General features: G+C 40.7%; 24 protein-coding genes, 1 tRNA gene and 1 pseudogene. 19 read left to right on the plus strand and 7 right to left on the minus strand.

All coding sequences use genetic code 11. The features are described from left to right. Window positions 1-56: 56 nt before the first annotated feature. From L0Z67_RS02460 to alr, 5 genes are all read left to right on the plus strand, one after another. Entirely contained in the window at window positions 57-608 is a 552-nt protein-coding gene (locus tag L0Z67_RS02460; protein ID WP_062567350.1) for an RNA polymerase sigma factor, read from the plus strand. Continuing rightward, on the plus strand, window positions 595-1,080 hold the full coding sequence (locus L0Z67_RS02465; protein ID WP_193988286.1) for a hypothetical protein: 486 nt from the start codon (window positions 595-597) through the stop codon (window positions 1,078-1,080). Before L0Z67_RS02460 ends, L0Z67_RS02465 begins: the two co-directional genes overlap by 14 nt. A gap of 11 nt (window positions 1,081-1,091) precedes the next feature. After that, entirely contained in the window at window positions 1,092-2,033 is a 942-nt protein-coding gene (locus L0Z67_RS02470) for a DUF4097 family beta strand repeat-containing protein (protein ID WP_193988287.1), read from the plus strand. 94 nt (window positions 2,034-2,127) lie between these two features. Then, complete coding sequence (gene dnaB / locus L0Z67_RS02475; protein ID WP_062567352.1) at window positions 2,128-3,507, plus strand: replicative DNA helicase; 1,380 nt, start codon at window positions 2,128-2,130, stop codon at window positions 3,505-3,507. Further along, window positions 3,507-4,586, plus strand: coding sequence for an alanine racemase (alr, locus tag L0Z67_RS02480; RefSeq protein WP_062567353.1), 1,080 nt, complete (start codon window positions 3,507-3,509; stop codon window positions 4,584-4,586). The genes dnaB and alr overlap by 1 nt, the downstream gene beginning before the upstream one ends. 7 nt (window positions 4,587-4,593) lie before the next feature. On the opposite strand, the gene L0Z67_RS02485 is transcribed toward alr, so the two are convergent. Next, entirely contained in the window at window positions 4,594-4,833 is a 240-nt protein-coding gene (locus tag L0Z67_RS02485; protein ID WP_130151710.1) for a DUF2960 domain-containing protein, read from the minus strand. A 115-nt stretch (window positions 4,834-4,948) separates the two neighbouring features. On the opposite strand from L0Z67_RS02485, the gene L0Z67_RS02490 reads away from it, so the two are divergent. The 3 genes from L0Z67_RS02490 to L0Z67_RS02500 are packed head-to-tail and all read left to right on the plus strand — an operon-like array spanning window position 4,949 to window position 6,658. After that, entirely contained in the window at window positions 4,949-5,206 is a 258-nt protein-coding gene (locus L0Z67_RS02490) for a hypothetical protein (protein ID WP_062567355.1), read from the plus strand. Between the two features lie 22 nt (window positions 5,207-5,228). Continuing rightward, window positions 5,229-5,852 carry a nicotinamide riboside transporter PnuC gene (gene pnuC, locus L0Z67_RS02495; RefSeq protein WP_062567356.1) on the plus strand — a complete coding sequence of 208 codons (624 nt, stop codon included), beginning with the start codon at window positions 5,229-5,231 and terminating at the stop codon, window positions 5,850-5,852. Then, window positions 5,852-6,658 (plus strand): phosphotransferase, encoded by an 807-nt coding sequence (locus L0Z67_RS02500; protein ID WP_193988288.1) that lies wholly within the window; start codon window positions 5,852-5,854, stop codon window positions 6,656-6,658. The genes pnuC and L0Z67_RS02500 overlap by 1 nt, the downstream gene beginning before the upstream one ends. On the opposite strand, the gene L0Z67_RS02505 is transcribed toward L0Z67_RS02500, so the two are convergent. Beyond that, window positions 6,655-6,837: a hypothetical protein gene (locus tag L0Z67_RS02505; protein ID WP_062567358.1), complete on the minus strand. Its 183-nt coding sequence runs from the start codon at window positions 6,835-6,837 to the stop codon at window positions 6,655-6,657. The two genes, L0Z67_RS02500 and L0Z67_RS02505, sit on opposite strands and share 4 nt — an antisense overlap. A gap of 219 nt (window positions 6,838-7,056) precedes the next feature. On the opposite strand from L0Z67_RS02505, the gene L0Z67_RS02510 reads away from it, so the two are divergent. The 3 genes from L0Z67_RS02510 (at window position 7,057) to L0Z67_RS02520 (ending at window position 8,514) form a co-directional block, all read left to right on the plus strand. Further along, window positions 7,057-7,131, plus strand: a tRNA-Arg gene (locus L0Z67_RS02510). A 332-nt stretch (window positions 7,132-7,463) separates the two neighbouring features. Beyond that, window positions 7,464-8,123: a hypothetical protein gene (locus L0Z67_RS02515; protein ID WP_062567359.1), complete on the plus strand. Its 660-nt coding sequence runs from the start codon at window positions 7,464-7,466 to the stop codon at window positions 8,121-8,123. 169 nt (window positions 8,124-8,292) lie between these two features. Continuing rightward, window positions 8,293-8,514, plus strand: coding sequence for a Rho-binding antiterminator (locus L0Z67_RS02520; protein WP_405128421.1), 222 nt, complete (start codon window positions 8,293-8,295; stop codon window positions 8,512-8,514). 6 nt (window positions 8,515-8,520) lie between these two features. Here the strand turns inward: L0Z67_RS02520 and zntB are convergent, their stop codons facing one another. After that, the gene (zntB, locus tag L0Z67_RS02525) at window positions 8,521-9,492 is read right to left on the minus strand and encodes a zinc transporter ZntB (RefSeq protein WP_237114793.1); all 972 of its coding nucleotides are present in this window, start codon (window positions 9,490-9,492) and stop codon (window positions 8,521-8,523) included. Between the two features lie 148 nt (window positions 9,493-9,640). Here zntB and L0Z67_RS02530 point away from each other — a divergent pair, with 148 nt between their 5' ends. The 7 genes from L0Z67_RS02530 (at window position 9,641) to L0Z67_RS02560 (ending at window position 15,054) form a co-directional block, all read left to right on the plus strand. Then, the gene (locus L0Z67_RS02530) at window positions 9,641-10,063 is read left to right on the plus strand and encodes an ATP-dependent zinc protease (protein ID WP_062567362.1); all 423 of its coding nucleotides are present in this window, start codon (window positions 9,641-9,643) and stop codon (window positions 10,061-10,063) included. A gap of 57 nt (window positions 10,064-10,120) precedes the next feature. Continuing rightward, window positions 10,121-11,026, plus strand: coding sequence for a 30S ribosomal protein S6--L-glutamate ligase (gene rimK / locus L0Z67_RS02535; protein WP_062567363.1), 906 nt, complete (start codon window positions 10,121-10,123; stop codon window positions 11,024-11,026). A gap of 33 nt (window positions 11,027-11,059) precedes the next feature. Next, complete coding sequence (locus tag L0Z67_RS02540) at window positions 11,060-12,118, plus strand: succinylglutamate desuccinylase/aspartoacylase family protein (protein ID WP_062567364.1); 1,059 nt, start codon at window positions 11,060-11,062, stop codon at window positions 12,116-12,118. A gap of 250 nt (window positions 12,119-12,368) precedes the next feature. Then, a complete protein-coding gene (locus L0Z67_RS02545) occupies window positions 12,369-13,205 on the plus strand; it encodes a hypothetical protein (protein ID WP_405128422.1) in 837 nt (278 codons plus the stop codon). A gap of 2 nt (window positions 13,206-13,207) precedes the next feature. Beyond that, on the plus strand, window positions 13,208-13,798 hold the full coding sequence (locus L0Z67_RS02550) for a DUF1240 domain-containing protein (RefSeq protein WP_237114795.1): 591 nt from the start codon (window positions 13,208-13,210) through the stop codon (window positions 13,796-13,798). 36 nt (window positions 13,799-13,834) lie between these two features. Further along, window positions 13,835-14,425 (plus strand): DUF1240 domain-containing protein, encoded by a 591-nt coding sequence (locus L0Z67_RS02555; RefSeq protein ID WP_237114796.1) that lies wholly within the window; start codon window positions 13,835-13,837, stop codon window positions 14,423-14,425. 38 nt (window positions 14,426-14,463) lie between these two features. Beyond that, window positions 14,464-15,054 (plus strand): DUF1240 domain-containing protein, encoded by a 591-nt coding sequence (locus L0Z67_RS02560; protein WP_405128423.1) that lies wholly within the window; start codon window positions 14,464-14,466, stop codon window positions 15,052-15,054. A 62-nt stretch (window positions 15,055-15,116) separates the two neighbouring features. On the opposite strand, the gene L0Z67_RS02565 is transcribed toward L0Z67_RS02560, so the two are convergent. From L0Z67_RS02565 to recQ, 4 genes and pseudogenes are all read right to left on the minus strand, one after another. After that, the gene (locus L0Z67_RS02565; protein WP_237114798.1) at window positions 15,117-15,677 is read right to left on the minus strand and encodes a mechanosensitive ion channel domain-containing protein; all 561 of its coding nucleotides are present in this window, start codon (window positions 15,675-15,677) and stop codon (window positions 15,117-15,119) included. A gap of 64 nt (window positions 15,678-15,741) precedes the next feature. Next, window positions 15,742-17,457: a BamA/TamA family outer membrane protein gene (locus L0Z67_RS02570; protein ID WP_405128424.1), complete on the minus strand. Its 1,716-nt coding sequence runs from the start codon at window positions 17,455-17,457 to the stop codon at window positions 15,742-15,744. Between the two features lie 67 nt (window positions 17,458-17,524). After that, window positions 17,525-17,822: pseudogene (locus L0Z67_RS02575) on the minus strand (DUF3630 family protein). Window positions 17,823-17,829: 7 nt separating this feature from the next. Then, complete coding sequence (gene recQ / locus L0Z67_RS02580) at window positions 17,830-19,653, minus strand: DNA helicase RecQ (protein ID WP_237128017.1); 1,824 nt, start codon at window positions 19,651-19,653, stop codon at window positions 17,830-17,832. Window positions 19,654-19,907: 254 nt separating this feature from the next. Between recQ and rarD the strand changes: the two genes are divergently transcribed. Further along, complete coding sequence (gene rarD, locus L0Z67_RS02585; RefSeq protein ID WP_237128016.1) at window positions 19,908-20,831, plus strand: EamA family transporter RarD; 924 nt, start codon at window positions 19,908-19,910, stop codon at window positions 20,829-20,831. Window positions 20,832-20,833 lie beyond the last annotated feature (2 nt).

Genomic DNA, 20,833 nt, shown 5'->3' on the forward strand with positions numbered 1-20,833 from the left:
CCCTTACGTCTAATACACTAAATTCACAATAATAATCATAAAGGACGACATCCAGGATGTTGATAGATGCAGAACAAGCGTTCGTCCAGCAAAGTGAGCATGCCTTAATTGAACGCGTTAAAAGCGGTGATCAAGGTGCTTATGCAACACTTTATGAGTTGCATGTGAAGCGGGTTTATAGCCTTTGTTTGCGACTACTTGCAGATAAAGAGCACGCCGAAGATGCAACACAAGAAGTGTTTGTACAGTTATGGCACAAAATAGCGAACTTTGATGGGCGTTCACAGTTTTCAACATGGTTACACAGTGTCACCAGTAATATTGCGATTAGCTATATTCGCAAACACAAAAGCTGGTTTCAGAAAGTAGTGAGTTTTGAACAAAGTGGTATGGATGAGCAAAGCGCAGCTGATTGCGACGGTTTTAATGGTCTCGATAAATTAGTACTGAGACTACCTGAACGAGCACGTATGGTTTTTGTGCTTCATGCAATTGAAGGCTATCGCCATGAAGAAATAGCAAGCATGCTTGATATGGCCGTAGGTTCAAGTAAATCGCAATTTCACCGTGCAAGGCAGTTATTAAAAGAGTGGTATGAAAATGAGTAAGCCAGAATTTGAACAATTTTTAAATGACTCGCTTAATCAGAAGCAAGATATTAGCCCAGAAAAAGATCTCTGGCAGGGTATTGAGCGAGCAATTGCAAGGCCGCAAACACAGCAACCTGATAAGCCAACGCGTGGCTGGAATAAACTCGCTGCTGTTGCCGCTTGCTGTATTGCAGCACTTTTAACTGTGCAGCTTTTTGTCGGCCAAGGTGAGTCAAACAGCATGATGGCAATGAGCAATTATTTTACTAAGCAAAAGCAAGGTTTGTTGGTGCAATATCAAAACCAACCTGCATTAACAGATAACTGGCAGCAACAGTTAAAAGAGTTAGAAGAAGCTGAGAGTGCCATCAAACAGGCTCTCGAGAATGAACCAGAAAACCCTGCTTTATTACAAATGCTCTCGCAGGTTTATCAGCAACAATTAGATTTAATTAACAAGGTGCATGCACCTAAGTGGCAAACGATTTAGGAGTAACAATTATGAAATTACTAGTCTTAACATTAGGATTACTGCCACTGATGGCAATGGCAGGACAAACCATTAATGAACAAATTGATGTCCCTGCAAATAAGCGTATTTTTATTGAAAACCAACGTGGTGATGTACGTATTGAAGGGTGGGATAAACCCCAACTTAAAATCGAAGGTGAGCTTGACGATAAAGCACAAGGTTATCGTTTAGAAGTTGAAGGCAGCCGTGTTGAATTTGTCGTAAAAATGCCGCGTAACTTAGGTGCTTGGAATAATGGTGATGGCTCTCGTTTAACTATTTACATGCCAAAAAGCAGTGAGCTTGAATTTGCTGGGGTGAATGTAACGGTTAGTGCCAAAGAGCTTGAAGCGGGCGCTGAGATCGATACCGTCAACGGCGATATTACAGTGCAAAATATAAGTGGCAACATGAGTTTTGAAACGGTCAATGGGGATGTAAATGCTCATGACCTGAACGGAGATATTCGCTTTGAAACCGTCAATGGCGAAATTAACGATAAAAACTCACAAGGTGCTTTACGCTTTACCGCAGTAAATGGCGACATTAAGTCAAAAACTAAAGCGCAAGATGTGCGCCTTGAGAACGTAAATGGTGATATTGACTTTGCTTTTGATGCGATTAAAAAGCTGCGTATCAATACCGTAAACGGTGAAGCTGAAGTTCACATCAATAAGCTGCTTGAAGATGCCAATATTCGTTTTGAATCAGTCAGTGGTGATGCTGAGTTTTACTTCCCAACTGATGTATCGGCAAAGTTTGAAATTGAAGCGCATGCTAACGGTAAAATTGTAAATGAGCTCAGTGATGACAAAGCGACTAAAGCGAAATACGGCCCATCAAGCGACTTAGAATTTAGTATTAACGGTGGGGATGCAGATATCGAAATGGATACCATTAGCGGGCGTATTGAACTTCGTAAACAGAAATAACGAACAATAAAGCGGGAAGTTTTCCCGCTTTACTATTTGCACAGCCTTTGCAAGTCGATAGAATAGAGCCATTCAATTTTAGTTTTGTGATGTTATGGCCAAACCAGATAAGCAAGTCGATACCTTAAAAGTCCCTCCCCATTCAATAGAAGCTGAGCAATCTGTTTTAGGTGGTTTAATGCTTGATAATCAAGCGTTTGACCGTGTTGCTGAGTTAGTGGTTGCACAGGATTTTTATACCCGCACCCATAAGCTGATTTTTGAAGCTATGGTGAGCCTTGCTGAAGGTGGTGATCCGATTGACTTAATCACTATTTCTGAAAATTTAGAAAAAAACAATCAGTTAAGCAGTATAGGTGGTTTCGCCTACCTTGCTGAAATAGCGAAGAACACACCAAGTGCGGCAAACATTGATGCCTACGCGAATATCGTGCGTGAGCGTGCTGTTATCCGTGAAATGATTGGTGTTGCAAACGAAATTGCCGAAGCCGGTTTTAGCCCAGAAGGGCGTACCAGCCATGACCTACTTGACTTCGCTGAAAGTAAAGTATTCAAAATTGCCGAGCAGCGTACAAAAAGCACTGAAGGCCCACAAAGCTTACACAGCATTCTAGAAAAAACTGTTGATAAGATTGAAGAGCTTTACCAGTCGCCGCAAGATGGTGTAACGGGTGTTAGTACGGGGTATGCCGATCTAGATAAAATGACGGCGGGTATGCAGCCTTCAGATCTTATTATCGTGGCAGCACGTCCATCGATGGGTAAAACCACCTTTGCGATGAACTTAGCCGAACACGCTGCCATGACACAAGATAAGCCTGTACTTATTTACTCACTAGAGATGCCGTCGGAGCAAATCATGATGAGGATGTTGGCATCGCTAGGTCGAATTAACCAAACTAAGGTTCGTACGGGTCAGCTAGATGATGACGACTGGGCGCGCCTGTCGTCAACCATGGGCTTGTTGATGGAAAAAGGTAAGATGTATGTTGATGATGCATCGGGTCTAACACCAACGGATGTGCGCTCGCGTGCGCGCCGTATTGCTCGCGACCATGGCGGTATTAGTATGATCATGGTCGATTACTTGCAGCTAATGCGTGTGCCAAGCTTGTCGGATAATCGTACCTTAGAGATTGCTGAAATCTCACGTTCACTAAAAGCACTGGCAAAAGAACTGCAATGTCCGGTTATTGCACTATCGCAGCTTAACCGTACCCTAGAGCAACGTGCTGATAAACGCCCAATCAACTCCGACTTACGTGAATCAGGCTCAATCGAGCAGGATGCCGACTTAATCATGTTTATTTATCGTGATGAAGTATATAACGAAGACAGTACAGAAAAAGGCGTGGCCGAAATTATCATAGGTAAACAACGTAATGGTCCAATTGGTAAAGTACGTTTAACCTTCCAAGGTCAATTCTCGCGTTTTGATAACTACGCGGGTCCTGCAATGGATGATGAATATTAATGCGTTTAGCCATTGCTGAAATTAACCTAAAAGCGCTTGCCCACAATTTAGCACAGGTGAAGCGCTTTGCACCTGATTGCAAAGTAATGGCTGTATTAAAAGCGAATGCTTATGGTCATGGCTTAGTTAAAATTGCCCAATACTTAAATGATGCGGATGCATTTGCGGTTGCACGTATTGACGAAGCGCTAGCGCTTCGTGCCGGTGGATTGACAAAACCTATAGTGTTGCTTGAAGGCTTTTTTCATAAAGATGATTTACCCATTCTTTTGGCAAATAACTTTCAAACCATTATTCATGATGAAAATCAGCTAAAAGTGCTTGAAGAAGCACAGTTAGATGCGCCTATTGCATGTTGGTTAAAAGTGAACACCGGCATGCATCGTTTAGGTATTTCACCGTCACAGTTTGAAGGGTTTTATAGCCGCCTAAAAGCCAGTAAAAATGCACACAATAACATTAAGTTGATGACTCATTTCTCATGTGCTGATGATATTAACGATGATAAAACTGCACAGCAGATTGCTTTGTTTGATGGCTTGGTTGCAGGAAAAGGTCAGCGTCATTGCTTGGCCAACTCCGCAGGCATTATCGCATGGCCTAATGGGCATGGTGATTGGGTTCGACCAGGGCTGATGCTGTATGGGGTGTCGCCTATGCTAAATAGTATTGGTCAACAACATGGCTTAGAGCCTGTGATGCGTTTAAAAACCCGTGTTATTGCGATTCGTGATGTTGACGCGAATCAGTGTGTTGGTTATGGCGGTCGTTGGCACAGCGATAAACCAACTAAGCTTGCTGTGGTCGCGATGGGGTATGGTGATGGTTATCCACGACACGCAGAGCAGGGCACACCGGTCGTTATTAAGTCACAACGCTATGGCATTGTTGGCAGTGTGGCGATGGATATGATCACGGTTGATATTGGTGATAACCACGACAATATCAAAGTGGGTGATGAAGTGATCATGTGGGGGCCTGAGCTTCCTGTTGAAGAAATAGCCCAATGCGCGACAACCATTCCTTATGAGTTACTGTGTAATATCACCCCACGCGTAAGCTACGAGTATCAAGAGTAACTTATAGTTACTCTTTAATGAAATACACGTCGCTAAATCCCATTCGTGCAAATTCTTGGTCACGAAAGTTACGCACTGCTGATGAGCCTTTTGAAGTCATTTCGACTTGCTGCTCCATTTTTAAATAACTTGTTAAATCAATACCTTCAGCCGCTGCAATCGCATGGTACATATCGCGGTATTTATCTTTAGCAAAATTGATTTCGCGAGGTTGGTTTTTAAATTTGTAAGTGATGCGGCGTGCCATAATGAATCCTCAAAGTTTATCGGGGCTGATTTTACACTAAAAAATAACCATAGCCATGACTTGTTAGTATAAGCGGGTTACAATGCCATACTTTTCAAAGACTCGGTAAATCATAATGAAACTTTCAGTAGAGATCAGTAAGTACCCACTACATCAAGACTACATTCCGTTTATCAAAGGTTTTATTGATCGTGTAAACAGTTACGAAAATCTTAAAGTAATCACCAATACCTTATCAACTCAGATTTTCGGTGATTATGATTTAGTCATGTCTGTATTGAATACTGAAATCAAACGTTCTTATGAAGAGTTTGGTAAAGCGATTTTTGTGTGTAAGTTTTTACATGGCGATTTATCGCCGAGCGACGATTAGTACCACAAGGTTACAGTAAAGCATGGATTTTTTGACAGACACGTTTGCAGGATTTACTGCGATGTCTCTTTGGGAATATATTGCAGTTGCACTGTCAATGGCGTATTTACTACTTGCGATTAAAGAAAGTCTATGGTGCTGGCCAGCCGCTTTTATAAGTACCTTTATTTATACCGTAATGTACTGGAATGGCGCACTTTTGATGGAGTCGCTACTTAATTTTTATTACATGTATATGGCGGTATATGGGTGGGTGGTCTGGCGTCGGGGTATGAATAATAAAGATCATCTACCGATTATTTCATGGTCGTTAAAAAGACATGCTGTTATCTTGCTTTTGACCTCATTAATTTCAGTGATTATTGGCTTTGTAATGGCTAATTATACCCATGCTGATTTTGCCTACCTTGATAGTTTTACAACCTGTTTTGCTGTTGTTACGACTTATTTGGTTGCTAAAAAGGTGCTCGAAAATTGGTTATACTGGATTGTGATTGATGCTGCATCAATGTACTTGTACTTTGAAAAAGGGTATTACCCTACACTCGTATTATTTGTTTTTTATACGGTTATGGCGGCGTGGGGCTTTAAAACTTGGTATGAAGAATACGAGCAACATCAAGCTAAGCCACTTGCACAGCTATAATGAAAACAGAGCAACAAATTCATGCGCTATTTACGCGCTTTAACTCTAGCTTAACGATTACCTCAATTAGCCCGTTGGTTGAGGGATTAAGCAATGATAACTACCTAGTAAAAACATCAACCAAGGCTTTCTTGGTTAAGCATTATCGTGATCACTGGCCGGCGATAGGGCTAGCTGCGCAAGCGCACTTTGCTAAGCAAAGTTGCTGCCCAGCACCGCTTTGGTTAGAGCAGGCAACTGATACTGCCATTTTTGACTACGTGGCGGGTAGCATAGCAAGTGGTGAGTTTTGTAGCAGTTTATTACCTGATTTAGTTAATTTGCATCGCTACCCAGTGCTAACCGAGCCCATGGATATTGCCTATGAAATTAACTATTACCGGCAAACAGCACGGTATCAGCAGCATGCGAGTTTAATTGAGCAATCGCTCGCGTACATTGCTGCTGCGCCAAAAGATATGGGCTTTTGCCATAACGATTTGGTAAAAGAAAATATAATAGTGAACGAATCGGGCATGTTTTTAATCGACTTTGAATATGCCAAAAGTAATGATGTTTATTTTGACTTGGCTGCGCTGGTGGTGAGTTTTGGGCTCAATGAGTCGCAGCAACTGCAGTTGCTTAAAAACTATCAATCACGTGTGTGTGAACACCGTGAATTCAATTTATCGCTCGAAAAGCTCGCTGCGTTTCATGCTGTATTTTTACTATTGTGCATTTGCTGGTATGAACAACGCGGTGCAATGGATAAAGTGGCGCCACTGCTTACACAGCTTAACCACTTTATTGAGGAAGTAAAAAATTAAAGGCCGCCAATTCGCTCGGCAAGTTCTTTATATTTTTTTACATCTTCTGGTTCAAATAAAGGCTCACCTTTGTCATCTTGTGATTTCGAGATTAATAAATGCTCGCGAGCAAGTCGTTTAACACGTTCGACTTTTACACCTAAAAATTCTGCAACTTGCTCTGTAGACATTAAACTCATATTCAAATTCCCCTTACACGGCAATGAGTGCCATTTGTTATTTAATTTATTAAGTATACGTTAATACCGTGGTTCTGCCCGAATGTGAAGTGTTTTAATGCAATTTGCTGAATTTATAAGCATATAGGGCTTTAGATGCTAGCATTTAAGGCAAGATGCCATTATCATTGCCGAGTTGTCATGCTGATATCGCGAGTCAGTATTGATGACGACAAATGTGCTCTCGTGGTGAAATGGATATCACGTGGCCCTCCGGAGGCTAAGTTGCAGGTTCGATCCCTGCCGAGAGCGCCATTTGCTCTGCTATTTATTTCCTTTTAAACTTATCATTACACTATCAAACAGCTTGCTAATGATAGTAAAGCTGCATATTTAAGTAAGCCTGTTCAAACATCATCCCTATAAGTAATTCATTAAATTTGTTTGTATTTTATGTTCCTGCGTTTAAGTCCATTACTTAAAATACTTTATATTCCCTTTTTAATTGCAAATTTAATTGATAATCATTATTGTTAAGGTTGTTTCGGCATCGCTATACGCAAGTGTACTTGGTTTCTCTTGTACTTTTGGTTTCAAACTGCGTTTTATGTTGATAGACACATCATTAAAGCTTAAAAGGAAACTTAATGAACAGCTTAAAGAATTTACTTTTTATTGCTGCACTTATCGGCAGTAGTTTTGCAAATGCACATGAAGTTTGGTTGGTAAAGTCTGCAAAAGGCGATGATATAAAACTGTATTTAGGAGAGCCTGGTGAACCTGAATCTGGCGATAGTATTGCAGGGCTGAAAAATGCACAGGTATTTGTTAATGATAGTCAGTCGACTTTAGCGCTTACTCAACACCAAAACTATTGGTTAGCTGAGGTAAAAGAGCAAGGTGATGTAAGAGCTTTCATAGATGATTTATGGGAGCCTTGGCAAATGGAAAAAACCTCAGAACAAGAGGCGGATAAGCTCCAAGCGGCTAAGCTTTTTGCTAAGGCTGGCCGTCAAGATACCAAAGCTAAACAAGAGCTCGAGTTCGTGCCAAGCAAAGCAAATGGGAACACCTTCACACTTGTTTATAAAAATAACCCTGTTGTTGATCATGCTGTATTAGTGCAAACACCTAGTCAGCAATTAAAAATAACAACCGATAAAAAAGGGCAATTAACTGTTACCAATAAAGAGAAAGGAACCTACATTATTTCCAGTGATTACCCTGTTGAAGGAAAGGCTGTTGTTGCCGGTAATCAGGTTGATAGCACGTATAATATTGTAACGATTAGTTTTCGAGTTGATTAACTTTAATAGGTGATACGTATTTTAAACTAGCGTTTTCATTACGAATCAGCTCTTTAAATTTGGCTACCTAAGTCAAATAGCAGGCTAGCTTGTGAGTGAGAACGCGGTTTGCTGATACTGTTATTATTTTCTACACTAGTTGAACTCGTGTTCTTTTAAAGATAAAAATATGACTTATAGTCCAATCCCCTGTGCTGACTACGATCAATATGAGCTTTGGTGTATGCAAAACGCTGAGTTGTTGATCACATTACATTCTGGTGAGCAGCTTCAGGGCAAAGCAGTAAATTTGAAAATAATACACCCAGATGGTGAACACTTAATTATTACAACAGCAAAAGGCGAACATAACGTTCGCCTTGATTTGATTACTTCAGCAATTGTTATTTAACACCAGTTAGAGCCATTTTTTATTTTTAAAGTAAATGCCAATACCGACAGTAAGCACGACTAAAAATATTAAAAATACGCTGAATGCATAGGGGTTCTCAGTACCTGGTATACCGCCAACATTCACACCTAATAAGCCTGTTAAAAAGCCCAGTGGCAAGAAAAGTGCCGCGACAACCGACATCACATACATACGTTGATTAAGTTGCTCAGACACTTGGTTAGCAATGGTTTGTTGAATGATTTGCGCGCGTTCAATTGAGCTGTCTAGCTCTTCTAAAAAGCGAATTACCATGTTGGTTGTTTCGTTCAAACGTGCTTTATCATCTTCATTTAACCACTTGTACTTATTATTTAATAAAGTAATAAGCGCTTCTTTTTGTGGCCTTAAATAGCGTTTTAGAGCAATGGTTTGGCGACGCATTTGCGCTAACGCTTGGTTATCAAAGCCTTTATTTGGTTCGTCAATTTCATCTTCAAAAATATCTAACGTGTCATCAAGGCTGTCAATTACACCTTGCATGCGTGATGTTAAATTTTGTGCCAAATCACACACTAATTCAGAGATTGAACAGGGGCCGTTACTATCATTAAATGACGCAACAACATCTTGTACAGAGAGCAAACGACGTTTGCGAGTTGTCACTATGATGTTTTCATTAATAAATAAACGTAAAGATACCATGTCTTCAGGGCTCTGTGCAGGGTTTAGATTGACGCCACGCAAAAACAGCATAGTGCCATTGGTTACTTTAGTCAGGCGCGGGCGTGTCTCATCTGCTGTTAATGATGCTAATTCGTAGTCGGTTAATAGATTACTGCTTTCAAGCCACTGAATCGCTTCAGGCTGACTATAATCCATATGAACCCAAAGTTTTCCGTGTTCGGGTTGCCAATTTTGCAGCTCAGTACTATTGTCAATAGCACGTGCACCGCCTTGCTCGTCTAAAATTAAGACATGAAGTAACCCATTGATCATATTGAACTCTCGTTTTACAAATGGTGCGATATAGTTGATTATAGTTTAGCCTACGTCAATTAAATCGATTTATCGAGGGGATAAATATATTTCGTTGGTGTTTCTAGCTCTGTAGCGTATAAGACACTTTTTTATAGAGGGCACATTAATGACTGCAAAAATTATTGTTGGCTGGCGCGAATGGTTGAGCTTACCTGAACTGGGAATTGATAAGATCAAAGCGAAAGTGGACACTGGAGCGCGTACTTCGTGTATTCATGCTTTTGATGTTGAGGAGTTTTCAGAAAATGGTGAGAACTGGGTGAAATTTTCAACCCACCCTTTACAAGACGATGAAGAAACAATTGTAGAGTGCCGCGCAAAAGTTGTTGAGCGCAAGTATGTGACCAGCTCAAGTGGTCAGCGCGAACTTCGCTACTTTATCGAAACAAAATTAGTCGCAGGAAACCAAAGCTGGCCTGTAAGGGTGACTTTAAGTAACCGTTCAACAATGAAGTTTAGAATGTTGTTAGGGCGTACAGCAATGGAAAACCGCATAGTCGTTGATCCGGCTTTATCTCATTTATTATAGAAAAGGACTTATCACACGTTTTTACGTGTATGAGTTTATCAGTTAAGGTTTTTAACTATGAAACTTGGTATTTTATCACGCAACCAAAATTTATATTCAACACGTCGCTTGATTGAAGCTGCTGAGCAGCGTGGTCATGAAGTAAAAGTGATTGATGCACTACGTTGTTATATGAACATCAATTCAGAGCAACCTGAAATACATTACCGCGGTGAAAATTTAAAAGATTTTGATGCAATTGTACCGCGCATTGGTTCATCAGTGACTTTTTATGGCTGTGCAGTATTACGCCAATTTGAAATGATGGGTGTATTCCCTGTGAATGAATCAGTCGCAATCACTCGCTCGCGAGATAAGTTACGTTCATTACAACTATTGTCACGTAAAGGCGTAGGCATGCCAGTAACAGGGTTTGCGAGTAAACCTGATGATGTAAAAGACTTACTAAGCATGGTAGGTGGCACGCCTGTCGTAATTAAATTACTTGAAGGTACGCAAGGTATCGGCGTGGTATTAGCTGAAACACGTAAAGCGGCAGAAAGTGTAATCGAAGCGTTTATGGGTTTAAAAGCCAATATCATGGTGCAAGAGTACATCAAAGAAGCGGGCGGTGCGGACATTCGCTGTTTTGTATTAGGCGATAAAGTAATTGCGGCAATGAAACGTCAGGCGCAAGAAGGTGAATTTCGTTCTAACTTACACCGTGGTGGTAGCGCGACATTAGTGCGTATTACCCCAGAAGAAAGAAAAACAGCCGTTGCAGCAGCTAAAGCAATGGGCTTGAATGTAGCGGGGGTTGATTTACTTCGCTCTGCACGTGGTCCATTGGTGATGGAAGTAAACTCGTCACCAGGCCTTGAAGGCATTGAAGTTGCAACCGGTAAAGACATTGCTGGCATGATTGTCGAGTTTATTGAAAAAACAGCGGCATCAAAAAGAACAGCAACGCGTGGTAAAGGTTAAGTAATATAAGCGCTCTATTAAAAGGAACAGTGCGTGGCAAAGGTTAAGAAAAATACACCGTTTTCAATTTTGGGTGATACTGTTGGGGTTGGAGAGCGCAAAGCGTTTTCGATTGAGGCTGCAAAGCTTTATACCCACTCACCGTTGAATATTCCGATTGAAGTTGTAAATGGAGTGCAGCAAGGGCCTGTGCTAATGGTGTGTGCTGCAATTCATGGTGACGAGTTAAACGGGGTTGAAGTTGTAAGACAGTTACTTGCTAAAATCGACCCTGAGCAATTGCGTGGAACCATTATTGCTGTACCGATTGTGAATGTATTTGGCTTTATCCATAAGTCGCGTTATTTACCTGACCGCCGTGATATGAACCGTAGTTTTCCTGGTTCAACACGAGGCTCGTTAGCAGGGCGTATGGCGAATGCGTTTTTTACTCAAGTAGCCGTGCATTGTACGCATATTATTGATTTACATACTGGCGCAATCCATCGTACTAACTTGCCACAGATCAGAGCCAACTTAAGTGACCCCGAGACTGCAGCTATGGCTAAAGCATTTGGTACGCCGGCGGTGATTGACGCCTCACTGCGTAATGGCTCATTGCGTAGTGAAGCGGCCAATTTAGGCATTCCTGTTATCACTTATGAAGCGGGAGAGGCACTGCGCTTTGACCCAATTGCCATTGCCGCAGGCGTGCAAGGGGTTGATTATGTTATGCGCCATTTAAAAATGGTGCGTGGCAAGCGTGCTAAAAAGCTTCCTGAGCCAGTGATTGCAAGCTCGACGAGCTGGATACGTGCCGAAGTGGATGGTATTGTCCGTGCGCAAGTATCCCTTGGTGAGCGAGTGATGAAAGGGCAAGTGCTCGCTTATATAAGTAGTCCATTAGGTGATGCTGAGCTTGAGCTACTGGCACCCCGCAGTGGTATTGTTATTGGCCAGCAAACGATGCCACTTGTAAACGAAGGGGATGCAGTGTTTCATTTAGCCTACTTTGCCCATGCGAATAGCCTTGTAGAGCAACAGCTCGAAACCTTTATTGATGAAATAAGCGATATTGAAGATGAGCTAAAAACGGCTGAACTCAATAACTAATAGCTGTTAATCTTTTTCTTTAAAGCCGCATTTGCGGCTTTTATTATTTGAGATAAGCGTTAATTACAGGCATTTCTGATTAATCAGGCATTGAATTAACTTCTTTAGTGTTTAAAATAGAGACGAATGGAATTAGTCAATTTATAAGGAAATTACGATGTCTGCACATGCTCGTCGCGCAATTGCTCAAAGGCAGCGCTAACAACAAATTCAAAACATACTCGCCAGTAATAATCATACAATGTTAATCATGAACTCAGCGGAGTTTGTTGATTACATTATTTCTGTAAAAATGAAACAGGGGTATTCTCGTGCACAAGCTGTTGATTGGATTGATGCGCAGTTAAAAGAATATAACTCTGTATCTAATAAATGGGAAAGAATTAAAGGTGATTTAAAGTTCGGTGTAGGCTTATATCCTTTGTTTGATGATGTAAGATCGCTTACTGTCCTAGCTGCAGCACTTAAACAGCAGGGAAATGTTAAAGTCAAAGTGTATAACGGCTCGCCAGCCATAATTATAGACTCATACCCACGTATTCGTGAACACTTAACAGGGACCCGATACTTAGCAAGTAATCCAAAGTTATTTACAGTTGGTGTGGGTAAGTTAGAAGCGGCAAAGTCTATGAAGGGCGGGTTTATTGTTACTTTGATTATATCAGTTACTTTTCATGCCTTAGATCAGGTTCTTAGGGACGAAAAAACATGGCATGATTTTGTTGCCGGTGTTGCTGTCGATATGGCAATTGTTGCGGCAACTATAGCTGTTACTGGGTTAGCATTGATGGGATTGCAAACATTAGGGGCTGTTGTTGCAGGGGTCACTGCGGCACCTTTAATAGTGGTAGTAATCGTTGGGGGTGGGGCTACTCTTTTGTCAATTGCTTTTAAAAGTGAAATAGATCAATTAGTAAATATTTTAACTCTTAGCTTGAGAGACATGGAAGAAAAGGTAATTGCAGGTTTAATTAAAATTAATCCTCAAAAGGTCAATTTTGATCGCAATAATAACAATAACTTATTTAAATATTTACATCAGTTATTCGGTGTACCTTTTATAGATATTAATTTGGATAGAGGATGAGAATGCTAATTTTAAAGTGGGAAAAATCAGATGAAAAGTTTCAAGAACTTACTTTAAAAGCTAAGTTTTTACATTTGTTTAGTTTCTTACTCTTTTCAATATTTACAGCCACTTTATTGTATTTATCATACATAGGTGTTTTTAAGCATTTACTTCTGGACTCAAGACGTTTTTATATTAGCGAGACTGGCCTGCTAGCACCTGCGATATTCTTTTTACCTTTTCCATTTTTTATGGTTTTCGCAATTATTCAGAAAGTTTTTAATTATAAAATCGATCAAACATTTAAATTTATGATAAAAACTTCAACTATTGGTATAGCCTTGTTTTTTGTTTCTATATTTGTTTGTAGTTTTTACATAGAAGCAAACTTAAAAAAGCATGGTTATACTTACTGCTCTTGGTATAAATTTTCCCCGACGCGCTCACCTGATGTGTGGTTAAAAGATAGCCGTTTTTGTTTGAAAGAGGGTGCAATTGTTGCTTTAGACGTTGAGAAATGGTTTGAATATCATGACAATAAAGGTATTGAACCTCAACTTGATGAACTTAAAGTATTCATTACTAAAGCGCGTAAAGAGCAAGGTCGTTAAAATATAAGAACATAATTCTATCTAAAAAGGAACTTCATGCTGTTTTTTAGGGGTAAAGAATCTGAAGGAAATTTTTCAGATTTTGAACTCAATAAAAAAGTGATTATATGTCTGACATTTATATTATTGCTGCTTTTAGCTTATGGATACATGTATGGTACTTACGTAGGTGTGAAAAATCATTTAATTATTAATGATGAGCTATATTACATTAGTGAGGTTGGTTACCTAGCTCCAGCTATTTTTTTAGTACCATTTCCTATTATTGCTATTATAGGCGGTGTTCAAAAGTTGCTAGGAAAAGAAAATAATAAAACAGCTAAACATCTAATAAAGTCATTGCTTTATGGTGTTCCCTTGTATGTGGTTTTTTCAATTATTTGTAGCTTTTATATCGAAGCAAACTTAAAAAACCATGGTTACACTTACTGTTCGTGGTATAAATTTTCCCCGACACGCTCCCCTGATGTATGGCTAAAAAATAGTGAACTTTGTTTGAAGGTTCATCATTATGTTGTGTTAGATGTTGAAGAGTGGTTTGAGTGGCATAATGAACAAGGTATTGAACCTCAACTTGATGAACTAAAAGCCTTTATTGCTAAAACAAATAAAGAGCAAGGTCGCTAAAATAAACGAATGTTATTAGATATCAGAAAAGGAACTTCATGCCATTTTTAAAGTGGGAGAAATCAGGTGAAAAATTTTCAGCTCTTGAAGTTAAAGCTAAGTTTTTAATATTCATAACAATAGTTTTCTTAAGCTTTATTGCTGTATTAATCACGTATGCGTCATATAAAGGATTCAATGAGCATGTTTTTTTTGATAAAGATCATTACTATATAAGTGAAGTAGGGTTACAAGCTCCTGGCTTTTTCATATTGCCGCTCCCGCTTTTTATGATAATTGCAGGTGTTCAGAAGATCTTTAATTATAAAAATGAAAAAACATTTTTGCTGATGATAAAGTCAACATTAGCTGGCATAGTTTTATACTTTATTTCGTCGATTGTGTTGAGTTTCTATATTGAAGCAAACTTAAAAAACCATGGCTACACTTACTGTTCGTGGTATAAATTTTCTCCGACACGCTCCCCCGATGTATGGCTAAAAAATAGTGAACTTTGTTTGAAAGTTCATCATTACGTTGTGTCTGATGTTGAAGAGTGGTTTGAGTGGCATAATGAGCAAGGTATTGAACCTCAACTTGATGAACTAAAAGCCTTTATTGCTAAAACAAATAAAGAGCAAGGTCGCTAAGTTAAATCGTGGCTGTTTTAAATTAGACAGTTTTAGTGTGATTCAAAGCCGCAGATGCGGCTTTATTTTTTGGGGCCTAGAATACGTTTTGTCGATGCTGTTTTCGTTGGGGCAGGGGCTTTGTTGAGCACCATCACAGGGCGGGTAACAAAGATGTTATTAGGGTAAATAACTTTATGTCCGTCAACGTGTTCAAGCACAACATTCATTAATCCCATTTCAGTAATGCGACCTTCAAGAAAGTTTGCGCCATCAATCACTCTTACCCAATAGCCAACACGGCAGTCGTTTTGAATGAACATGAGTAAGAAGGCTGTTAAGTTACTAAGAAGTGACCATGCAGCAAACAGTGCAACGCCGAGCATGGCAAAAATTGAGGAGCCAAGCACTAACAAACCACGCAACTCGATCCCCCAAAAAACTAATACTAAACACAGCATGACAATGGCTAAAATAATATTTAGTAACAGCTCTGCGCGGTATTCACGATGAGGATCGGCTTTTCCTTTGATTGCTTTAAGCAACAGCTTTTTCGTGGTTTTACGAAGCAACGGGTAAAGCAAAATCGCGATGATTGTGACGATTAAATGGTATTGCTCATTAAAAAATTCGACGAAGTCCAAACGGGTTCCTAAGTTAAAGATTTACGCACTAATTTTATCGTTTTAGGCTGTGAAAAACAGTACTTTAAAAAGTATTTTTAACGGTGACGAGCCACTGCACAGAGTCAATATCATCATCTTGTTTGTTAATTGGCGCAGCAATATCGAGGTGAATAACCGTGCCTGCATTTGCGCGACTTGGGGCTAAGCGAAGCCCAACCCCGACGTTTTGTAATACGTTGCCGTTGGAGCCATTGTCTTTATCGTTATACCAAGCACGGCCTATATCGTAAAAGGCTGCACCGCCTACTTTAAATAATTGTAGTAAGTCATATTCCCAATAATAGCGTTTTTCTAATGTTACTAGGAAGCTGCGATCACCTACTTGGTAATCTAAAGGGTAACCGCGTAAACCATTTTCTCCCCCTAAGGTTAGTTGCTTGTCTGCGGTCAGGTTTTTTGCATATTGCAGACGCACTTTTGCATACCAAGTTTGTTGTATGCTGGTGTTTAAGTAGTACTGAACTTGTGAACTGGTTATTAAGTTTTCAACATCGTCTTGCTCTTCATTCCAATAGCCATCAATGTCTGCTTTGAAGCGCCATAGTTGATTATCACCAGTGTAATGTGCTTTTGATAAGGAGAGCGAGTAAATGGTGCGGCTGGCATCATCACTTATATCTTTACTTGAATAACCCAGTAAGGCGCTAATATTCCAGCCTAAATTAAGATCCTCGGTGCGGTAGATGCTGTCAAAATTTCTCACTTTAACAAAATGGTCTTCAAACCACTGGCCACGAATATAGGGGTAACTTACGTTACGATCATTGGCGATCGGTAAATGTGTTTCAGGAATGGCTGCAAAGGTATCTTCTCGGTTTTCAAAGCCGATGCTAAGGCGCTGAGTCCAATTATTTGCAAAATGACGAGAGTGGCCAAAGTAGGCTCTATTTAAAATCGTTTTTTGCTCAAATTCGCTAACAACATCACCGCGGTAATATAGCGACTCACGACGCTGGTCAGAGTAACTCGTAAAGCCATAGCTGTAAGGGGTATCTATTGAGAAAAAGGGATAACTTAAATCTATGTAGTGGCGTTTACCATCATCGTTGTCTGAGTATTCAACACGACCTCGATAACGGCTAGATAGAATATTAGGATCATCATATACGAATAGATAACCGGTACGATCAGCATCACGCGTGCGTGAGAAAGAAACCCGTTTACCCCATCCTAAAAAGTTAGATTCACGAAAACCAATACTCGATTCGTTTTCACCGCCACTGCGGCTAAAGCTTATTTCAGGAAGTAAAGTCCATAAATCACGCGTCACAACCTTCACACGAACATTGCCATCGCAATCAAGGTTAGCGTGAATGCGCGCGTCATATAGGTAGCCTTGCTTGCGCAGGAGCCGCTCTGACTCTAGTAGCTTACGAGGGTTATATGTATCGCCTTCGTTGAACAGTAAAACGCTATGAATAACCTCAGGCTCCGTTGTCATGTGTGCGCGGTTTGCAAAGCGAAATAAAAAGTTATCTTCTTCTTCAAGTTCAGTGTTGAAGACATTAAGTTGCTCAAGCTCAACAGCAACAATTTTGCGATTTTCGGCGGCTTCAGGAAGTGGGTTGTCGGTATCAAGTTGGCGACGTAGATTGTTATCTTGTGATTTAAGCGTACGTTGGTTTTGACAATAATTGTTATCATCACTAGGTAGCTGCTGCGCATATGCACTTGCTGCCATGCTTACTGTCAGTAATGTCGTTAACTGAGCAACAAAGTGCGACTGCTTAAATCCCATTTACACCCTTAGTTGTTTATGCCTTATACAGATACTACATACTAAGCGCAGAAAAAAGTCTAGCTTATTATTGTAACTGCATAACTAAATACTGATAAAGGTCAGCTAATAAGGCTGCTGCTTCAACGCCTTCGGCGTTAATCCAAATACTTTCACTGTAATGTTCAAAGTTTAGATTAAAACTATGATCTGTAAAGTGAAACCTTACTCTATGTCGATCAGCTCCCGCATCAAAGTCAGCAGTTTGAATAGCTGGAGCGTGCAGGAAAAAGTGTAGCCCATAACGCAAAGTCTTCATCGGTGGGATGTTCGCTTGGCGTGATGATAATAACTTGATGCTCAGCATCGTATAGAAGTTCAGTCATGCTTACCCTAGTTGGCTGCGAGGTAATCGCGAATGGTATTTAAAAACGGTGCCCCATACTTGTTAAGCTTTGTAAAACCAACACCCGATACTTTTAAGAACTCACTGTCATTGGTTGGCATCAGCTGTGCCATTTCTGCAAGGGTTTTATCATTGAAAACCACATAAGGCGGTACATCGTCTGCATCTGCAAGCTCCTTACGTAGAGCACGCAGTCGCGCAAACAGCTTTTTATCGTAATTGAATTGAGCAAGTTTATCTTGGTATACGTGTTTCGCTTGAAGGCGAGGTTCTGCCAGCTGTAGGGCATATTCACTTTTAAGCACTGCGCGTGCAGCTTCGGTTAAACGAAGCGAAGAACCTTGCGTGATGTCTTGGCTCAATAAACCCTGATGAATAAGCTGCCTTAAAATACTCAGCCAAAACTCCACACTGTGATCTTTACCTATCCCATAGGTGCTTAGCTGGTGGTGATTATTATCACGGATACGACTCGTGTTAGCGCCGCGCAACAGCTCAACAATATAACCAATACCAAAGCGTTGCTCAGCACGGTAAACACAGGATAATGCTTGTTGCGCAACCAGTGTACCATCAAAGCTTTTTGGTGGATTTAGACAGATATCGCAGTTGCCACACGTTTCACGTTTGTATTCACTAAAATAATTGAGCAAGATTTGTCTGCGGCAGGTTTGTGCTTCGGCAAAGCTAGCCATAGCGTTAAAGCGCTGCTCTTCAACACGGCGACGTTGTTCGTCCTCAATATCTTCAAAAAAGCGGCGTACGCGGCCGATATCAGCCGGATCAAAATACATAATCGCTTCTGCGGCAAGGCCATCACGACCAGCACGGCCTGTTTCTTGGTAATAGGCTTCAATGCTTTTTGGAATATCGTAATGCACCACAAATCGCACGTTTGGTTTGTTGATGCCCATTCCAAACGCAACGGTGGCGACTACAATTTGAATATCGTCACGAGCAAAGCCTGATTGTACAAACTGGCGTTGCTCGTTACTCATACCTGCATGATAAGCTGCGGCATTAAATCCTGCGTCAGCGAGCTTTTCAGCCACATCATCGACACGTTTTCGGCTGGTACAGTAAATTATACCGCTTTGATTTTGTTGTTCTTTTAAGTAACGAAGTAGTTGCACCATCGGTTTGAACTTTTCTTCAATAGTGTAACGAATATTGGGTCTGTCAAAGCTACCTGTGTGCACGTATGGGTGATTAAGCTGGAGCTGTTCAATAATATCGTAGCGAGTTGCTTTGTCTGCTGTGGCAGTTAATGCCATCATGGGCACATGCATAAAGCGCTGTTTTAATTCATTGAGCCTACAGTAATGTGGCCTAAAATCGTGCCCCCAATGCGATACACAATGGGCTTCATCAATCGCAAATAAGGCTAGCTTAAGATGGCTCAAACGCTCTAAAAAATCATGCTGTAAGACTTTTTCTGGTGCAACATATAAAAGCTTAATTTGACCATAGTGCAATTGCTGATACACCGCTTGTTGTTCTTCAAATGGCAAGCTGTTGTTGATATAGGCAGCTTGAACACCAAGGGCACGAAGTTGCGCAACCTGATCTTGCATGAGGGAAATAAGTGGCGAAATGACCACAGTGACGCCATCAAGGATCAAAGCAGGTACTTGATAGCACAATGACTTACCACCGCCAGTAGGAAGCAGCACGAGCGAATCTTGTCCGTCTAGCGCGGCGGCTATAATAGCGTGTTGGCCATCACGAAACTCACTGTAACCAAACACTTGTTTGAGTACGGCTTGTGGTGAGCGAATGGGTGTGTTGGTTGTTGCGGTATTGGTATTCATCGCGAGCATTTTAGTGGTTTTTTATAGCGATGTCTTTAGCAATATACCCAAACGACCTCAATATGCAGAATTCAGCGTTTCACAGTAGCTTAATATCAAGGCGTTACTTTGCAACAATGGCAGTACCCTTTTAAGAAGTAACAACGATGAGGGTAAGTGCCTCTGGAGCGCCCAAAGGGTTTATTTAACCCGTTTTAGTTGCGCAGTTAGAAAGGGGGCGTAAAATAGTGTTTTTAATCAATAAAGCCTAACTTATGCCTACCAATACCGAACAGCGAAAAGGGGTCATTTTCGCATGTTTAGCCTTTTTTATGTGGGGCTTAGCACCCATTTATTTTAAGCTTCTACAAGATATTTCTGCTTTTGAAATATTGATGCACCGTGTTATTTGGTCGGTGTTATTTTTACTTCTTATTATTGCCGTTCGTCATCAGTGGCAGCGAATTCGAGTCGCTTTAAGTCAGCCTAAGTTGCTGTTTATGCTGGTGGTTACCGCTACCTTGTTGGGCTTTAATTGGGGCTTGTTTATTTGGGCTGTGAATAATAACCACATGCTGGATGCAAGCTTAGGTTATTACATAAATCCGCTTTTAAATGTATTACTGGGGATGCTGTTTTTAGGTGAGCGTTTACGTAAGTGGCAAGGTGTTGCGGTAGGTTTAGCCTTGTGCGGGGTACTGTTACAGTTAGTGAGTTTTGGCTCTTTCCCTGTGGTTGCGTTTTCATTGGCGGGCTCGTTTGCTATTTATGGTTTATTACGTAAAAAGCTGCCTATTGAGTCATTACCAGGTTTGTTGCTCGAAGCGCTAATTTTACTGCCTGTTGCATTGATTTACTGGTGGTTAATGGTGCCGACTACAAGTTCAGATTTTACGGCTAATAATTGGCATGTTAACTTATTGCTGATCAGTGCTGGTGTCGTGACAACCCTACCTCTTTTATGTTTTACAGGTGCAGCTAAGCGCTTGCAATACAGTACCTTAGGTTTTTTTCAGTATATAGGTCCAAGTTTAATGTTTATGCTTGCTGTGGCGTTTTATGGTGAAGTATTTGATGCTGAGCGCGTGGTTACCTTTGCGTGTATTTGGAGTGCGTTGGCATTATTTAGTTGGGACTCTTATCGCCAAAGCCGTAAGCAGCGAAAAGCGCAGCTAGCCGCCGTAACTAAGCCAGTATAAAG

This window comes from Pseudoalteromonas sp. PB2-1, assembly GCF_045040605.1.
In the GTDB taxonomy this organism is placed as follows: domain Bacteria; phylum Pseudomonadota; class Gammaproteobacteria; order Enterobacterales; family Alteromonadaceae; genus Pseudoalteromonas; species Pseudoalteromonas arabiensis.

Excerpts from the sequence above, each read along its gene's own strand:
- L0Z67_RS02460 (WP_062567350.1), top strand. The coding sequence starts at position 57 with ATGTTGATAGATGCAGAACAAGCGTTCGTCCAGCAAAGTGAGCATGCC.
- L0Z67_RS02465 (WP_193988286.1), top strand. The coding sequence starts at position 595 with ATGAAAATGAGTAAGCCAGAATTTGAACAATTTTTAAATGACTCGCTT.
- L0Z67_RS02470 (WP_193988287.1), top strand. The coding sequence starts at position 1,092 with ATGAAATTACTAGTCTTAACATTAGGATTACTGCCACTGATGGCAATG.
- dnaB (WP_062567352.1), top strand. The coding sequence starts at position 2,128 with ATGGCCAAACCAGATAAGCAAGTCGATACCTTAAAAGTCCCTCCCCAT.
- alr (WP_062567353.1), top strand. The coding sequence starts at position 3,507 with ATGCGTTTAGCCATTGCTGAAATTAACCTAAAAGCGCTTGCCCACAAT.
- L0Z67_RS02485 (WP_130151710.1), bottom strand. The coding sequence starts at position 4,833 with ATGGCACGCCGCATCACTTACAAATTTAAAAACCAACCTCGCGAAATC.
- L0Z67_RS02490 (WP_062567355.1), top strand. The coding sequence starts at position 4,949 with ATGAAACTTTCAGTAGAGATCAGTAAGTACCCACTACATCAAGACTAC.
- pnuC (WP_062567356.1), top strand. The coding sequence starts at position 5,229 with ATGGATTTTTTGACAGACACGTTTGCAGGATTTACTGCGATGTCTCTT.
- L0Z67_RS02500 (WP_193988288.1), top strand. The coding sequence starts at position 5,852 with ATGAAAACAGAGCAACAAATTCATGCGCTATTTACGCGCTTTAACTCT.
- L0Z67_RS02505 (WP_062567358.1), bottom strand. The coding sequence starts at position 6,837 with ATGAGTTTAATGTCTACAGAGCAAGTTGCAGAATTTTTAGGTGTAAAA.
- L0Z67_RS02515 (WP_062567359.1), top strand. The coding sequence starts at position 7,464 with ATGAACAGCTTAAAGAATTTACTTTTTATTGCTGCACTTATCGGCAGT.
- L0Z67_RS02520 (WP_405128421.1), top strand. The coding sequence starts at position 8,293 with ATGACTTATAGTCCAATCCCCTGTGCTGACTACGATCAATATGAGCTT.
- zntB (WP_237114793.1), bottom strand. The coding sequence starts at position 9,492 with ATGATCAATGGGTTACTTCATGTCTTAATTTTAGACGAGCAAGGCGGT.
- L0Z67_RS02530 (WP_062567362.1), top strand. The coding sequence starts at position 9,641 with ATGACTGCAAAAATTATTGTTGGCTGGCGCGAATGGTTGAGCTTACCT.
- rimK (WP_062567363.1), top strand. The coding sequence starts at position 10,121 with ATGAAACTTGGTATTTTATCACGCAACCAAAATTTATATTCAACACGT.
- L0Z67_RS02545 (WP_405128422.1), top strand. The coding sequence starts at position 12,369 with ATGAACTCAGCGGAGTTTGTTGATTACATTATTTCTGTAAAAATGAAA.
- L0Z67_RS02550 (WP_237114795.1), top strand. The coding sequence starts at position 13,208 with ATGCTAATTTTAAAGTGGGAAAAATCAGATGAAAAGTTTCAAGAACTT.
- L0Z67_RS02555 (WP_237114796.1), top strand. The coding sequence starts at position 13,835 with ATGCTGTTTTTTAGGGGTAAAGAATCTGAAGGAAATTTTTCAGATTTT.
- L0Z67_RS02560 (WP_405128423.1), top strand. The coding sequence starts at position 14,464 with ATGCCATTTTTAAAGTGGGAGAAATCAGGTGAAAAATTTTCAGCTCTT.
- L0Z67_RS02570 (WP_405128424.1), bottom strand. The coding sequence starts at position 17,457 with ATGGGATTTAAGCAGTCGCACTTTGTTGCTCAGTTAACGACATTACTG.
- recQ (WP_237128017.1), bottom strand. The coding sequence starts at position 19,653 with ATGAATACCAATACCGCAACAACCAACACACCCATTCGCTCACCACAA.
- rarD (WP_237128016.1), top strand. The coding sequence starts at position 19,908 with ATGCCTACCAATACCGAACAGCGAAAAGGGGTCATTTTCGCATGTTTA.